The organism is Citromicrobium bathyomarinum, assembly GCF_038594485.1.
GTDB classification, from domain to species: Bacteria; Pseudomonadota; Alphaproteobacteria; order Sphingomonadales; family Sphingomonadaceae; genus Alteriqipengyuania; species Alteriqipengyuania bathyomarina_A.
Genome location: NZ_JBCFZG010000008.1, coordinates 318648 through 333325, shown reverse-complemented (window position 1 = coordinate 333325; position 14678 = coordinate 318648). Strand labels below are relative to the sequence as shown.

The 14678-nt window shown below is 65.5% G+C and carries 13 protein-coding genes; 8 read left to right on the top strand and 5 right to left on the bottom strand.

Translation table 11 applies throughout. From position 1 onward, the window contains the following. Nucleotides 1-80 precede the first annotated feature (80 nt). On the top strand, nucleotides 81-611 hold the full coding sequence (locus AAG591_RS14485; RefSeq protein WP_342532144.1) for a hypothetical protein: 531 nt from the start codon (nucleotides 81-83) through the stop codon (nucleotides 609-611). 6 nt (nucleotides 612-617) lie between these two features. Here the strand turns inward: AAG591_RS14485 and AAG591_RS14480 are convergent, their stop codons facing one another. After that, complete coding sequence (locus AAG591_RS14480) at nucleotides 618-1289, bottom strand: hypothetical protein (RefSeq protein ID WP_342532143.1); 672 nt, start codon at nucleotides 1287-1289, stop codon at nucleotides 618-620. 84 nt (nucleotides 1290-1373) lie between these two features. Further along, nucleotides 1374-2555: a BaiN/RdsA family NAD(P)/FAD-dependent oxidoreductase gene (locus tag AAG591_RS14475; protein WP_342532142.1), complete on the bottom strand. Its 1182-nt coding sequence runs from the start codon at nucleotides 2553-2555 to the stop codon at nucleotides 1374-1376. Between the two features lie 117 nt (nucleotides 2556-2672). Here AAG591_RS14475 and AAG591_RS14470 point away from each other — a divergent pair, with 117 nt between their 5' ends. Then, entirely contained in the window at nucleotides 2673-3809 is a 1137-nt protein-coding gene (locus tag AAG591_RS14470; RefSeq protein ID WP_342532141.1) for an acyltransferase family protein, read from the top strand. Nucleotides 3810-3864: 55 nt separating this feature from the next. Here AAG591_RS14470 and gyrB read toward each other — a convergent pair whose 3' ends face one another. Beyond that, nucleotides 3865-6384: a DNA topoisomerase (ATP-hydrolyzing) subunit B gene (gene gyrB / locus AAG591_RS14465; RefSeq protein WP_342532140.1), complete on the bottom strand. Its 2520-nt coding sequence runs from the start codon at nucleotides 6382-6384 to the stop codon at nucleotides 3865-3867. Nucleotides 6385-6426: 42 nt separating this feature from the next. On the opposite strand from gyrB, the gene AAG591_RS14460 reads away from it, so the two are divergent. Together AAG591_RS14460 and AAG591_RS14455 are read left to right on the top strand one after the other, a co-directional pair. Further along, nucleotides 6427-7209: a ZIP family metal transporter gene (locus AAG591_RS14460; protein WP_342532139.1), complete on the top strand. Its 783-nt coding sequence runs from the start codon at nucleotides 6427-6429 to the stop codon at nucleotides 7207-7209. 38 nt (nucleotides 7210-7247) lie between these two features. Further along, nucleotides 7248-8633 (top strand): L-serine ammonia-lyase, encoded by a 1386-nt coding sequence (locus tag AAG591_RS14455; protein WP_342532138.1) that lies wholly within the window; start codon nucleotides 7248-7250, stop codon nucleotides 8631-8633. Nucleotides 8634-8654: 21 nt separating this feature from the next. On the opposite strand, the gene AAG591_RS14450 is transcribed toward AAG591_RS14455, so the two are convergent. Together AAG591_RS14450 and AAG591_RS14445 are read right to left on the bottom strand one after the other, a co-directional pair. Then, nucleotides 8655-9425 carry a PIG-L family deacetylase gene (locus tag AAG591_RS14450; RefSeq protein WP_342532137.1) on the bottom strand — a complete coding sequence of 257 codons (771 nt, stop codon included), beginning with the start codon at nucleotides 9423-9425 and terminating at the stop codon, nucleotides 8655-8657. Nucleotides 9426-9838: 413 nt separating this feature from the next. Beyond that, the gene (locus tag AAG591_RS14445) at nucleotides 9839-10243 is read right to left on the bottom strand and encodes a response regulator (RefSeq protein ID WP_342532136.1); all 405 of its coding nucleotides are present in this window, start codon (nucleotides 10241-10243) and stop codon (nucleotides 9839-9841) included. Between the two features lie 130 nt (nucleotides 10244-10373). Here AAG591_RS14445 and guaA point away from each other — a divergent pair, with 130 nt between their 5' ends. The 4 genes from guaA to AAG591_RS14425 all read left to right on the top strand — a co-directional run bounded on the left by guaA (nucleotide 10374) and on the right by AAG591_RS14425 (nucleotide 14662). Beyond that, entirely contained in the window at nucleotides 10374-11978 is a 1605-nt protein-coding gene (guaA, locus tag AAG591_RS14440) for a glutamine-hydrolyzing GMP synthase (protein WP_342532134.1), read from the top strand. Between the two features lie 115 nt (nucleotides 11979-12093). Beyond that, nucleotides 12094-12792, top strand: a complete 699-nt coding sequence (locus AAG591_RS14435; protein WP_342532133.1) for an FkbM family methyltransferase — start codon at nucleotides 12094-12096, stop codon at nucleotides 12790-12792. A 151-nt stretch (nucleotides 12793-12943) separates the two neighbouring features. Beyond that, on the top strand, nucleotides 12944-13948 hold the full coding sequence (locus AAG591_RS14430; protein WP_342532132.1) for a zinc-dependent alcohol dehydrogenase family protein: 1005 nt from the start codon (nucleotides 12944-12946) through the stop codon (nucleotides 13946-13948). A gap of 6 nt (nucleotides 13949-13954) precedes the next feature. Then, nucleotides 13955-14662 (top strand): endonuclease III domain-containing protein, encoded by a 708-nt coding sequence (locus AAG591_RS14425; protein ID WP_342532131.1) that lies wholly within the window; start codon nucleotides 13955-13957, stop codon nucleotides 14660-14662. Nucleotides 14663-14678: the final 16 nt, after the last annotated feature.

Sequence of the window (14678 nt, the reverse complement as noted above, 5' to 3'; positions counted from 1 at the left end):
CGTGCCCCCGTCGCGGGTCGGCTTGACGGGCAGGCCGATGCGGTGTGCCTTTGGCCCTCGCAACCGGGGGGACGCATTTGATGGCTATCGCACTCAGACAGATCGGGCTGACGCTCCTCATCGTCGTCGTTTGCGTGCTGCTGCACGAGATCGGGCACCTGATCGCCGCCAAGGCGCTCGGCTACGACGCGGTGATCCGGATGAACAGCGTTTCGCTGGTCGGGGGAGCGGCCAGCCTTCGCGACGACATCATCGTCGACGCTGCCGGGCCTCTGGTGACGGTGCTGCTGGCGCTGATCGGGCTGGCGATGAGCGCGCGCGGCGCGGTGGTCGGGCCGACAATCGTGTTCGGCGCGCTGATGATGCGCGTCCTTGCTGCCATCATCAGCTTGCAGATGCCCAACGACGAGGCACGGATAAGCGAACTGCTGGGTCTGGGCACGTGGACCGTGCCCGCCATCGTCGTTGCGCTGCTGGCGATCGTCATGGCGCTTTCGGCGCGGCGTTCCGGCGTCGGCTGGGCATGGTTGCGCGCGACGTGGATCGGTGCGTCGCTGGGCTTCGTGGTGGTCGTGTTCGGCGAGCCTTACCTGCCTGCGATCGGGGTTTGAGGCACGCTATTCGGCCCGGGTGTACACCCCGCTGAAAGTCACGTTCACGCCGCCGCACTGCCGGTTGTCCGAAATCACGAGGAAATCGGCGAGTAGGGTCAGCTCCAGCTCGCACAGGTTGTCGTCTGCATAGCCCGCGTGCGCGCCCGCGATGTCGAGCGCTCCGGCCACCTCGCCAATATGGATCGTCGGCCAGTCGAGCTCTTCGGGGCGGTCGGGCCAGTAGGCTTCTCCAACGATCGATAGGCGGCCATATTTCTCGCCGATCGTAACTTCGGGATTGCCGTTGCTGGTCCAGTCGCCGAGCCACGCTTGTGGCGAGGGATGGGCGTCGGGGGGAAGCACGGCGAGATCTTCCATCCTGAGCCAGCCAGCCGTGCCGCCGCCGTCATTGGGATAGAACGCGCACACGAAGCCACCGCCCTGCCGCCCGTCCACCACCAGGATATCGCCTGCAATGACATAGGAGCGCGTGCGGCATGCATCCGCTGTCGGGCAGCCATCGGTATCCTCGTAAAAGAACGCGCGCTTCGCCGTGACCCGTGCTTGCCGGAAACCCTCGCCATCGGCGAACAGGCCGTTGCGGCAGGTGGTGTCCTCAGCCTGTGCGGCTACCGGGCCGAACAGGACGGCGATCAGCCCAGCGACGATCATGCGACGAAGAATGGTCTCGAGCATGGCAGGCTCCCGTGCGGTGCGACCCCGTGCGCATGTTGCCGCGATCCGCGTCGCTTGGCTAGCGTCTCGTGCTCGTGGAAGCGCCTAGAGCGCCTGCCCGCAGGCATGGCCGCTCGCCCATGCCCACTGGAAATTGTACCCGCCCAGCCAGCCGGTCACATCCACCGCCTCGCCGATGGCAAAGAGGCCCGGCACGCGCTTTGCCTCCATCGTCTGCGAGGATAGGTCGGTGGTCGAAATGCCGCCTGCGGTCACCTCGGCCTTGGCGAAGCCTTCGGTGCCGTTGGGGTGGAATTGCCAGCCGCGCAGGCGATCCTCCGCGCGTGCAAGCACCTTGTCGGACAGTCCCTGGAGCGGTCCTTCGAGCTTGAGCCGCCCGGCGAGCGTATCGGCCAGCCGTTCGGGCAGGTGTTCGCGCAGCACGCCGGCGAAGCTTGCCTTCGGAGTCTCTCCTTTGCGCGCGATCAGCCAGCCGCGCGGTGCGTCTGGCAGGAAGTCGATCCGCAGCACCTCGCCATGCCGCCAGTAGGAGCTGGCCTGCAGGATCGCGGGGCCGGAGAGGCCCTTGTGCGTCAGCAGCGCCGCCTCGCGGAATTTCGCAGCCGTTTTCCCTTGGCCTGCCTGCGCCTCGACCGGCGCGGACACGCCCGACAGCTCGCGGAACAGCACATCTTCCCCGCCCAGCGTCAGCGGGACGAGCGCGGGGCGCGGTTCGACCACCTTGAGGCCGAACTGGCGGGCAAGATCGTAGGCAAAGCCGGTCGCGCCCATCTTCGGGATCGACTGACCGCCCGTGGCGATCACCAGCGAAGGCGCGCGATGGGTTTCGCCGTTCGCCTCGACGCTGAAACCTTCGTCATCGCGCCCGACCCGTGTAATCTCCTGACCGACCCGCACATCGACCGCGCCTTTCGCGCATTCTTCCAGCAGCATCGCGACGATCTGTCTCGCCGAACCGTCGCAGAACAGCTGGCCCAGCGTCTTTTCGTGCCAGGCAATCGCGTAGCGATCGACCAGGTCGAGGAAATCGCGCGGGGTGTAGCGGGCCAGCGCGGATTTGGCAAAGTGGCGATTGGCAGAAAGGTAGTTGTCCGGTCCTGCGCCCAGATTGGTGAAATTGCACCGCCCGCCGCCGGAAGTGAGGATCTTTTTCCCGACCGCCTCCGCCTTTTCGAGCACGAGCACGCGTCGCCCGCGCTGCCCCGCGACGGCGGCGCAGAACAGCCCCGCAGCTCCGCCGCCCAGTATGATTGCATCATGGCCCATGCGCTGGTCGTTGGACGTTCCCTGCGAGCATGTCGAGCGGGCGCGGAAAGGTTTCGGTAACGGTTCGTCCTAGTAAGAGACGCGCCTATCCACGCGCGCGACAAGGCCGGGGGACCGGTGCAATCGCGGTTCATGCACCCGGCACCCGCCCCCGACGCCCAGCGCTACCATCATCTCGATGCCGCACGTGCGCTGTTCATGCTGCTGGGCATACCCTTTCATGCCAGCCTCGCCTTTGCAGGCGGCCACTGGCTGGTGATGAGCGGGGCGCACGATCCGCTGCTGAGCCTGATCCCGCCCGTGCTCAGCGATTTTCGCATGCCGGGCTTTTTCGTGATCGCGGGCTTCTTCGCTGCGCTGCTGCTGGAACGGCGTTCGCGCGGGGAATGGCTGAAGGGGCGGATCGAAAGGCTCGGGCTGCCGCTGACGGTGGGCATCGCGACGATCGTGCCGGTGCAGGCGGCCATCCTTGCCCACGCGCCAGCAGGTATCGTCGATGGCGAGGCGACGCACGATTTCCTCTCGCACCTGTGGTTCCTGCCCGTCCTGATTTTGCTGTGCCTGCTGCTGTCGGCGGTCTGGCCGCTGGTGGTGCGGGTCCGCAAGGTGCCCGTGCCCGGGGTCATCACGCTCGGCCTTGGCTTCGCGGCGTACGAGCTGGCGCTGTTCGCGCTGGAGCACATCTTGCACAGCGATCTGAGCTTCCTCGGCGGGTTGGTCGATCTTGGCAGGCTCGCGATCTACCTGCCGTTCTTTGCCGTCGGCGTGGCTTTGCGCCGATCCCGAGCGTTGTGGGCAAGGTTTTCGGCCCTCGATCCGGCGGTCCCGACCATCGGGCTGGTCGCGCTGCTGCTGCATGTCGGGCTGTGGCAGGATCAGTCGCGGATCGGCATCGCGCTCGATCTGGCGTTCGACGGGCTGGCATCGCTGTGCCTGACGCAGACCATCCTTGCGCTGCTGGTGAAGATCGCACGCCGGCCATCCGCCCGGATAGACCGGCTGGTGGATGCGTCTTTCACGATCTACCTGCTGCACCACCCGGTCGTGGTGGCGCTGGCGATTTTGTGCGTCTGGGCGGCGCTTCCGCCGCTCCTGTCGTGGAGCGCGATCTGCCTCGCCGCCTTCGTGTTGCCCTATGCCGCGCATCGCGTGCTGCGCCGAAGCCCGCTGGCGCTGTGGCTGTTCAACGGCGTGCGCCCGAAAGAGCGCGGCTGGGGGCTGCTGGTGAGAGCGCGCGAGGGCGCCCCCGCCTAGATATCGAGGTTCGCGACGTTCAGCGCCCCCAGCGAACCGGAGATTCTGGCGTCAGCTAGATATCGAGGTTCGCGACGTTCAGTGCATTATCCTGAATGAACTCGCGCCGGGTCTCGACCACGTCGCCCATCAGGCGGCTGAAGATCTCGTCCGTCACGTCGGCATCCTCGATCTTCACCTGCAACAGCGCGCGGTTGTCAGGGTCGAGCGTGGTCTCCCACAGCTGTTCCGCGTTCATTTCGCCAAGACCCTTGTAGCGCTGGACCGACAGCCCCTTGCGCCCCGCCGCGATCACTGCATCGAACAGCTGGGTGGGGCGGATGATCGTGCCCTGCCCTGCGGTGGCCGAGCGATCGGGCGTGCCGCCGTCATCCTCGCTGTCGGGTTCGGGAGCATCCTCGACCGCGCTCGGCTTCACCAGCTTTGCCGCGCTTTCGTAGGCGTCGAGGTTTTCGGCCGCGACCTTGTGCAGCTTGCGCGCTTCGGCGCTTTCGAGGAATTTCTCCTCGATCAGGTGCGTGTCGGTCACCCCGCGCCACAGGCGGCTGAGCATGATCCCGCCATCGGGCGAACGCTCTCCGCTCCACTTGGCTTCGGTGTCGCCCATCTGGAGCCGCGCTGCCGCACGGTCGAGCGCGTCGCTTGCCGCGAGGTTTTCAGGATCGAACGCGCCCGCCATCGCGAGCGTTTCGACGATCGCGGTGTCGTATTTGCGCGGCGCGTAGGCGAGCAGGTTGCGCATCCGCAGCGCGTGGTCGACCAGCGCGGAAAGGTCCGCCCCGGCGCGCACGCCGGTGGGGCTGTCGAGCACGCGGTCCTGCAAGCCCTCGGCAACGAGGTAGCGGTCTAGCGCGCGCTCGTCCTTCAGGTACACTTCGCTGCGCCCGCGCGCGACCTTGTAGAGCGGCGGCTGGGCGATGAAGAGGTGGCCTGCCTTCACGATCTCGGGCAGCTGGCGGTGGAAGAAGGTCAGCAGCAGCGTACGGATATGTGCGCCATCGACGTCGGCGTCGGTCATGATGACGATCTTGTGGTAGCGCAGCTTCTCGATGTTGAAATCGTCGCGAATGCCGGTGCCCATCGCCTGGATCAGCGTGCCGACTTCCTTCGACGAAATGATCCGGTCGAACCTTGCGCGCTCGACATTGAGGATCTTACCCTTGAGCGGCAGAATCGCCTGCGTCTTGCGGTCGCGCCCCTGCTTGGCCGAACCGCCGGCCGAGTCGCCTTCGACCAAGAAGAGTTCGCACTTGGCAGGATCGCGTTCCTGGCAGTCGGCCAGCTTGCCCGGCAGCGAAGCGACGCTCATCGCGCCCTTGCGGCTCATCTCGCGCGCGCGGCGTGCGGCTTCGCGCGCGGCGGCGGCATCGACGATCTTCTGGACGATGGTCTTGGCGTGGTTGGGATTTTCCTCCAGCCACTCGGTCATCTTGTCGCCCATCAGGCTTTCGAGCGGAGAGCGGACCTCGGACGAAACCAGCTTGTCTTTCGTCTGACTGGAAAACTTGGGATCGGGCAGTTTGACCGAAACGATTGCGGTCAGCCCTTCGCGCATGTCCTCACCGCTGAGGCTGACTTTCTCTTTCTTCAGCAGGCCAGACGCGGCGGCGTAGGTGTTGAGCGTGCGGGTCAGCGCGGCGCGGAACGCTGCAAGGTGCGTGCCCCCGTCGCGTTGCGGGATGTTGTTGGTGAAGGCGAGCACGTTCTCGTAGTAGGAATCGTTCCATTCGAGCGCGACGTCGATGCCGATCCCGTCCTTCTCCGCCGAGACCGAAATCGGTTCGGGAATCAGCGCTTCCTTGTTGCGGTCGAGATAGTTGACGAAGGCCGCAATCCCGCCCTCGTAGAACAGGTCGTGTTCGGCCACGTCCTCGCCCCGGCGGTCGCGCAGCTTGATGTGCACGCCCGAGTTGAGGAAGGCGAGCTCGCGGTAGCGATGTTCGAGCTTGTCGAAATCGAACTCGGTGACGTTCTTGAACGTCTCTTCGCTCGCCTTGAAGGTGACGCGCGTGCCCTTCTTCAGGCCGTTCTCGTCGCCGTTCGAATCGACCGGCGGCGCAAGCCCACGCACTTCGAGGCTGTTCACGGCATCGCCGTGCTCGAAGCGCATCCAGTGTTCCTTGCCGTCGCGCCAGATGACCAGTTCGAGCCATTCGCTGAGTGCGTTGACCACCGATACGCCGACGCCGTGGAGGCCACCGGAGACCTTATAGGCATTGTCGTCGCTGGTGTTCTCGAACTTACCGCCCGCGTGCAGCTGGGTCATGATGACTTCGGCGGCGGAGACGCCTTCGCCCTTGTGCATGTCCACCGGAATGCCGCGGCCGTTATCTTCCACCGAGACGCTGCCATCGGGGTTGAGCTCGATCAGGACGAGGTCGCAATGGCCCGCCAGCGCTTCGTCGATCGCGTTGTCCGACACCTCGAACACCATGTGGTGCAGGCCCGATCCATCGTCGGTATCGCCGATATACATGCCGGGGCGTTTGCGGACCGCGTCGAGGCCCTTGAGCACCTTGATCGAATCCGCACCATATTCGCCGGTATTCCGGCCGTTTTTCGTGTTCTCGTCCATCGGGCGAATATAGGCACACGACGGCTGAAACCCAAACGAAACATGGCGAAATTGCAGGCTTTTTCCACGGGGTATGGCACCGTGTGGGCACATCCGCTGCGGACGTGCGTAGGTTGGGTGATGATGATGACGCTGATCGTGGTGGCAGTGGTGTCCGGAGCGCTCATGCTCGGCGCCGCCTGGGGGCTTTATGCACCGCTGGGCAAGAAGACGGAGGGGTTCCTCGTCGCGCTGGCGGGCGGGGCATTGCTGCTGTCGGTCACGAGCGAACTGATCGAGCCGTCCATAGAGCGCAGCTCTCTCTGGATCGCCGCCGGCGGCGTCCTGGCGGGCGCAGGCGTGTTCACGCTGGCCGACTGGCTGGTGAAGGAGAAGATGGGCGGCGGTTCGGGCGGCGGCTTGCTCGCTGCGATCACGCTCGACGGCATTCCCGAAAACCTTGCGCTGGGCGTCGCACTGATCGGCGCGGGCCCGATGGAGGTCGCCGCGCTCGCCGGATCGATCCTCCTGTCCAACCTGCCCGAGGCGGCAGGCGGCGCGAAGGAAATGCGCAGCGATGGCCGGTCGCGCGGCAGGGTGTTCCTGCTGTGGGCGTCAACGGCGCTGATCCTCTCGCTGGCGGCAATTGCCGGTAACCTGCTGCTCGAAGGCGCGAGCGAACACCTGCTGGCGGTGATCCGCTGCTTTGCCGCAGGGGCAGTGATCGCCAGCCTTGCGGTCGAAGTGTTTCCGCAGGCTTTTCGAGAAGACGATTACTGGGCGGGAATTGCTACCGCGATCGGTGCAGTGCTGGCCTTCGCGCTCGGCTCGCTCGGCGGCGGGTAGCGATTGACGTAGCGGAAGGTGTGCCCCATCCGCGCCCCATGCTTTCAGTACTCGACATCTTTCGGATCGGGATCGGTCCATCCTCTTCGCACACGGTCGGCCCGATGCGAATCTCGCGGCGTTTCGTTCAGGCGCTGGAGAAGGCTGGCGGGTTCGCCAAGGTCTCTCGGGTCGCGGTGGAATTGCAGGGCTCGCTCGCGCTGACCGGGGTGGGGCATGGCACGGTCGACGCGAGCATCCTTGGCCTCGCAGGTTTTCAGGCCGACCGCACCGACCCGGACAAGGCGGCGGACGCGCTCGCCAGCATTCGCGAGACGCACCGGCTGATGCTGGGCGGCAAGCGGGAGATCGCGTTTGACCCGCATACCGATATCGATCTGGCCGGGCACATCATCCCCGACCTGCATCCCAACGGGATGGTGCTGCGCGCCTACGACACCTCTGGCGCTACCCTGCTGGAGCGGACCTATTTCTCGACCGGCGGCGGGTTCGTCGCGTCCGAAGCGCAGCTGCGTCGTCCGCCCAAGAACGACCGCGTGAAAGCGGGCACGGATGTGCCACATCCCTTCGGCTCGGCGAGGGAACTGCTCGCGCTGTGCGCCGAGCATGATCTGTCCGTCGCGGACCTGATCCTTGCCAACGAGGACGCGATGCGCCCGCGCGAGGAGACGATTGCCGGGCTCGACCGGATTGCCGCCGCGATGGACCAGTGCATCGATCGCGGGCTGACCCAGCGCGGCATCCTGCCCGGCGGGCTGAAGGTGCAGCGCCGCGCACCCGATTTGTGGGACAAGCTTTCGGGCAATCCCATGTCGAATGAGCGCGAGCAGCTGTTCGACTGGCTCAACTGCTACGCGATGGCGGTGAACGAGGAAAACGCCGCCGGGGGCCGCGTCGTCACCGCGCCGACCAATGGCGCCGCGGGCATCATCCCCTCCGTGATCCGCTTTTATTGCAAGACCGCCGAGGATGAGGATTGCATCGAGAAGCGGCGGCTGTTCCTGCTGACCGCAGGCGCGGTCGGACTGCTGTACAAGCAGCGCGCAAGCATTTCGGGCGCGGAGATGGGCTGTCAGGGCGAAGTCGGCGTCGCGTGTTCGATGGCGGCGGGCGGCCTCGCGGCACTATGGGGCGGAAGCCCGGTGCAGGTCGCCTCGGCAGCCGAGATCGGGATGGAGCACAATCTCGGCCTCACCTGCGATCCGGTGGGCGGGCTGGTGCAGGTACCGTGCATCGAACGCAACGCGATCGGCGCGGTCAAGGCGGTCAACGCCGCGCGCCTCGCGCTGCACCGTACGGGTGCGGAAAGCCTCGTCAGTCTCGACCAGGTGATCGAGACGATGCGTCAGACCGGGCTCGACATGTCGAACAAGTACAAGGAAACGAGCCAGGGTGGGCTGGCGGTCAACGTCGTCGAATGCTGAACGGCGACAGCTGAACGGGGCCTAGGGAAATGCGCGGCGGAATTTGACCGCGCCACCCCATATCGACTGGTCGAACAGCGGCACCATCGCGGCGCGCGTCGCGGCATCGAACTGGGTGGCATGGCAATTCGCGGCCTCGGCGGCGCGGGCCAGCTCCGCATCGTCGTATTCGGCGCGGGCGTTGATCAGCTTGGGATCGGTCGTCGCCCAGCGCTGCATCTCGGGCACCGGGGGAAGGGTGCCGTTTTCGATGGCGGGGAACAGCAGCAGCGGCGCGGTGGGATCGTGATCGGTCCGCTGGACGATCTCTGTCACCAGCGCGCTCACCATGCGATGGTCGGCATGGCCATAGCCGCCATCGGGCCCCCAGGTGATGATCGAGGCGGGGCGATAGGATTCGATCAGCGCGCTCAGCTCTGTCTCCAGCGGGCTGGCCGCACCCTCTTTCGACTGGGCCTGTTGCCACAGCGTGCCGTCGCCATAGCCAAGAAACAGCGGGTCTTTGAGCCCGAGCGCGCGCGACGAACAGCGTGCCTCCGCCTCGCGGGTTGCGGCCAGTTCGGGGCCCTTTTCATAATCCGAAACGCCCGGCCCGGCATCGCCGCTCGTCGCGTAGATCACCGTCACCTCGACCCCGTCCGCCGCCGCATCGGCCAGCGCGGGGGCGACCACCAGTTCGTCGTCGGGATGGGCGAAGATCGCCAGCATCGTCGGCGCCTTCTCCTGCGCATTGCCCACCACGCTCATCAGCATGCTCGCGCACAGCGCGCTGCCTGTCAGCCAGCACCGCATCCGTATCCTCCCACGCAACCTCTCGCTGCGGTTATGGCAGGCATGGTCCGCCCGGTCGAGCGGGCGCGATCGTGACAAGTAAAAGGCCCGCCTGCCGGGGGTGGCAAGCGGGCCGTAGGTGCATCCGCGGCCGGGGGGGGGAGGGGCCGCGAGACATGTCACCGAGGAGGAAGGCCGGGGCGGATCAGGGGGGGGAGAGGACGATCCGCCGCCGGCTCGAGAGGCGAAATAATCTTACACCGCCCTTTATGAAAGTGAGAAAACCCGCAGGTCAGTGCACTTTTATGCAACCTCGCCCAACGGCGGTTTTCTGACGATTCTCGGAAAATAAGGGCCTTCCACTTGCGGTTGGCAGCGCGGGCAGTTTCCTGCTTCGCAAGTGTCACCATGGCGCATGATGGCAGCGGCGCAGGTCAACCGTATGACGATGTCGGAAGATCGGGGATTCGCGATCCTTTCCTCAGCAGCTCATCGACCCGGAAAATCAGCTTGTCCGGATTGAACGGTTTGATCAGGTAGTCGTCTGCGCCCGCGACATAGCCGGTCTGCTCGTCGGAGCGCGAACGAAGCGCCGTCAGCATGAGGACCGGGATCTGGCGGCACAGCATGGATCCACGCACTTCGCGCAGCGCAACGATGCCGGACTTGCCAGGCATCGAGCAGTCGAGAATGAGCAGATCGGGCTGTTTGGCCTCCAGCACCTCGCGTACCCGCGTGCCGTTCTCCAGCGCCCCGACGATGTGCCCGCGCGCTTCGAGCAGCTGACGCACGGCTTCAACGGTGATCGGGTCGTCGTCGGCAATGATGATACGGGCCAAATCCCCTCTACTGGATCGGTCGTCGGAAGTCTTTGGAGTCACCTTGTAAAAGTAAGACGTTAACGCGCTGCTAGCAGATCGCCCTTCGACCCTGCTGGACTTGCTCTCCACCATTACCTAACCGCCGCCTATGGAAGAGACAGCCGCTACCAACCCAGCCCCGGCCCACCCTGCGCAGGCCGATTCCATCCTCATCGTCGATTTCGGCAGTCAGGTGACCCAGCTGATCGCGCGCCGCGTGCGCGAGGCGGGCGTCTATTCCGAAATCGCGCCATTCACGCAGGCCGAAGAGGCGTTCCACCGGATGCAGCCCAAGGGCATCATCCTGTCCGGATCGCCCGCCAGCGTGTGCGACGAAGGGAGCCCGCGCGCCCCGCAGGTGCTGTTCGGTTCGGGTCTGCCGATTCTGGGCATCTGTTACGGCCAGCAGGTGATGACCACACAGCTGGGCGGCGAGGTGAAGCCGGGGCACGAAACCGGCGAAGGCGGCGAGTTCGGCCGCGCGTTCCTGACCGTGACCGAGCCTTGCGTGCTGTTCGAGGGCCTGTGGAACGTAGGCGAGCGGCACCAGGTGTGGATGAGCCACGGCGACAAGGTGACGCAGTTTGCCGAGGGTTTCCGCATCGTCGCCACCAGCGACGGCGCGCCCTTCGCGCTGATCGCCGATGACGAGCGCCGCTATTACGGCACGCAGTTCCACCCCGAGGTGTTCCACACGCCCGACGGCGCGAAACTGCTCGCCAATTTCGCGCGCCACGTCTGCGGCCTGTCGGGCGACTGGACCATGGCCGAATACCGCGCGACCAAGATTGCGGAAATCCGCGAGCAGGTGGGCGATGCCAAGGTCATCTGCGGCCTCAGCGGCGGGGTCGATTCCTCGGTCGCCGCGATCCTGATCCACGAAGCGATCGGCGAACAGCTGACCTGCGTGTTCGTCGACCACGGCCTGCTGCGTCTGGGCGAGCGCGAACAGGTCGAGACCATGTTTCGTGACCACTACAACATTCCGCTGGTGGTGGTGGACGCCGAGGAACGCTTCATGGCGGGCCTTGCGGGTCAGACCGACCCAGAGAAGAAACGCAAGTTCATCGGCGCGGAATTCATCAACGTGTTCGAGGAAGAGGCGAACAAGCTCGGCGGCGCGGACTTCCTCGCGCAGGGCACGCTCTATCCCGACGTGATCGAGAGCGTCTCCTTCACCGGCGGGCCGTCGGTGACGATCAAGAGCCACCACAATGTCGGCGGCCTGCCCGAACGCATGAACATGAAGCTGGTCGAGCCATTGCGCGAACTGTTCAAGGACGAGGTGCGCGATCTGGGCCGCGAACTGGGCCTGCCCGACATATTCGTCGGCCGCCACCCGTTCCCCGGCCCCGGCCTCGCGATCCGCATTCCGGGCGAAGTCACGAAAGAACGCTGCGACATCCTGCGCAAGGCGGACGCGATCTACCTCGAGGAAATCCGCAACGCAGGCCTTTACGACGCGATCTGGCAGGCCTTCGCCGTGCTGCTGCCTGTCAAGACCGTCGGCGTGATGGGCGATGGGCGCACCTACGACAGCGTCTGCGGGTTACGCGCCGTGACCAGCACCGACGGGATGACGGCGGACGTCTATCCGTTCGACGGCGCGTTCCTCAGCCGCGTGGCGACCCGCATCGTCAACGAAGTGCGTGGCATCAACCGCGTGGTGTATGATTATACTTCAAAGCCGCCCGGCACGATCGAATGGGAGTGAACCAGTGAGTTTGCTGACGCGAGCGAGTGCGGTCCTGCGTCGGCATGGACCGGTATTATTTGCCCGCCGGGTCGCGCGCGAGCTCTCGCGCCGGGGTTCGCTTGCATCGAGACGATTGGCCACCGGCCGGAAGGATTTCGTCCTTTCGGATTACGGGGTGAAGCTCATCCCGAACTGGGGCGACAGCACCTTCCAGCTTTACGTCATCGGTGGGTACGGCACCTTCTTCAGCGACTTTTTGGCCACACGAACGGGCGATTTCGCATTCATAGATATCGGTGCGAACCAGGGGCTCTATTCTATCCTTTCCGCGCGCAATCCGCATTGCCTTGGCGTGGCGGCCTTCGAACCGTCGAGCGCGACAGCCGATCTCATGTCGCGCAACGCTGCCCTCAATGAAGTCTCGAATATCGGGGTCCACCGGGTCGCGATCGCAGCGAAGGAAGGCACGGAGCAGCTAACGACGTTCCCGGGCCATAGCGGCAAAGCCAGCCTCAACCCCACGAAAGACGGGTTTTCGGAGCCGGCGACGGAAATCATCCGAACGGTCTCTGCCAAAGGCATCGATGCGAGCATTCCCGATGCGCCGACCTACATCGTGAAGGTGGACGTGGAGGGCCTGGAGGAAGTCGTCCTGCGGGAATTCTTGAAAACCCAGGCGGTTCGTCGCACCAGCCACATCTTTTACGAAGTCGACGAAGATTGGGTCTCGTCCGCGACTCTCGAAGAAATCCTCCGCGCATCCGGGTTCACTCGGTTCGAGCGAGTGGGCAAGGATCCCATCCATTACGACGTGCTTGCCGTTCGCGAATAAGCTGCGTCAGCGGTGACTTGCGGTCCGGGCAGGTGCACCAGGGTGGTACTAGCGTCACGCCAGCTGCGGGCGATTCGGGCGCGACATCGACAGAACCGATCCGCGCCCTGCTGCGTTGCCCGGGTAAATCCCGAAGCAACGGAGCATTCCCATGAAAGCCGTAAAGGTCCGCAACGCCGCCAGTCTCGACAGCCTCGAAGTCGTAGACATCGACGCTCCCGGCGAACCGGGACCGGGCGAAGTGCGCGTGAAACTGCACGCATCTTCGCTCAACTTTCACGACTATGCGGTCGTCGCGGGGATGATCCCGACCGAGGATGGGCGCATCCCGCTGTCCGACGGCGCGGGCGAGGTCGAGGCGGTGGGCGAGGGTGTCGATGGGTTCGCCGTGGGCGACCACGTAATGTCGGTCTTCTTTCCGCAGTGGCAGGACGGTCGCCCGCCGATGGGCAGCTTCGAGACCACGCCGGGCGACGGGATCGACGGATTCGCCTGCGAGGCCGTGGTGAAACCCGCCCGCGCCTTCACCCGGATGCCCGAAAATCTCGACTTCACGCAGGCGGCGTGCCTGCCGTGTGCCGGGCTGACCGCGTGGCGCGCGTTGATGGAAGACGGCAACCTTCAGGCGGGCCAGACCGTGCTGCTGGAGGGCACCGGCGGCGTCTCCATGTTCGCGCTGCGGATCGCCAAGGCGGCGGGTGCGCGGGTGATCATCACTTCCAGTTCGGACAAGAAGCTGGCGAGGGCACGCGAGCTGGGCGCCGATCATACGATCAACTACAAGAGCACCGATGACTGGGGCGAAGAGGCGTTCGACTGGTCGAAGGGCGGCGTCGATCATGTGGTCGAGGTCGGCGGGCCGGGCACGGTCAACCAGGCGATCGACGCGATCCGTCCCGGCGGGCATATCCACCTGATCGGCGTGCTCACCGGGCGCAAAGGCGAGGTCGAGACCGCTGCGCTGATGCGCAAGATGGGGCGGCTACAGGGGCTGACGGTAGGCAGCCGGGCGATGCAGCTGCGGATGATCGCCGCGATCGAAGCCACGGGGATCGAGCCGGTGATCTCGGATCGTTTCGCGCTTTCCGATCTGGCCGACGCATTCCGCCACGAGCAGGACCAGAAGCACTTCGGCAAGATCGCGATCGATATCTGACGCGCCATGCAGCTCCCCCTCGGCGACGATCCGCGCACCGACGTGCTTCGCCAGCTCCAGCCGCGCCTTATCCAGCGGTTCGGGCGGATCGAGCGGGCTCCGCGTGAGCGCCGCGCGCCCGAGTGGGTGCTGGTGCAGGGAGTAATTGGCGCGCGCACGCGATCTGAGGTTTCCAATGCGGCGACCGACCGCTTGCTGGCTAAATATGGCACATGGGAAGCGGTGGCCGAGGTTCCGCTCGACGAATTGCAGAATGAACTTTCCACGCAGACCTATCCCAATGTCGCGGGCGAGCGGCTCAAGGCCTGCCTGACCGATCTGGTCGCGCGGCGCGGCGCGGTCGACCTGTCGCATCTCGAACCGATGAAAACGAGCGCGGCGATGGCGTGGCTCGAAACGCTGCCCGGTGTCGGGCGCAAGATCGCGGCGGGGGTGGTCAACGCCTCGACCCTCGACCGCAAGGCGATGGTGCTCGATTCGCATCACCGCCGCGTGCTCCAGCGCATGGGGCTGGTCCCGCCAAAGGCCGATACGAACCGCGCCTATGAGGCGATCATGCCCGCCATCCCGCCCGAATGGAGCGCGGCCGACTACGACGAGCATCATCTGCTGATGAAGGAAGTGGGGCGCAATTACTGCCGTCCGGGCAGCACGGACTGCGCTGCATGCCCGGCCCAGTCGCTTTGCGCGACGGGGCAGGCGAAGGCCGCCTGAAGCGGCCCCGCCGGCC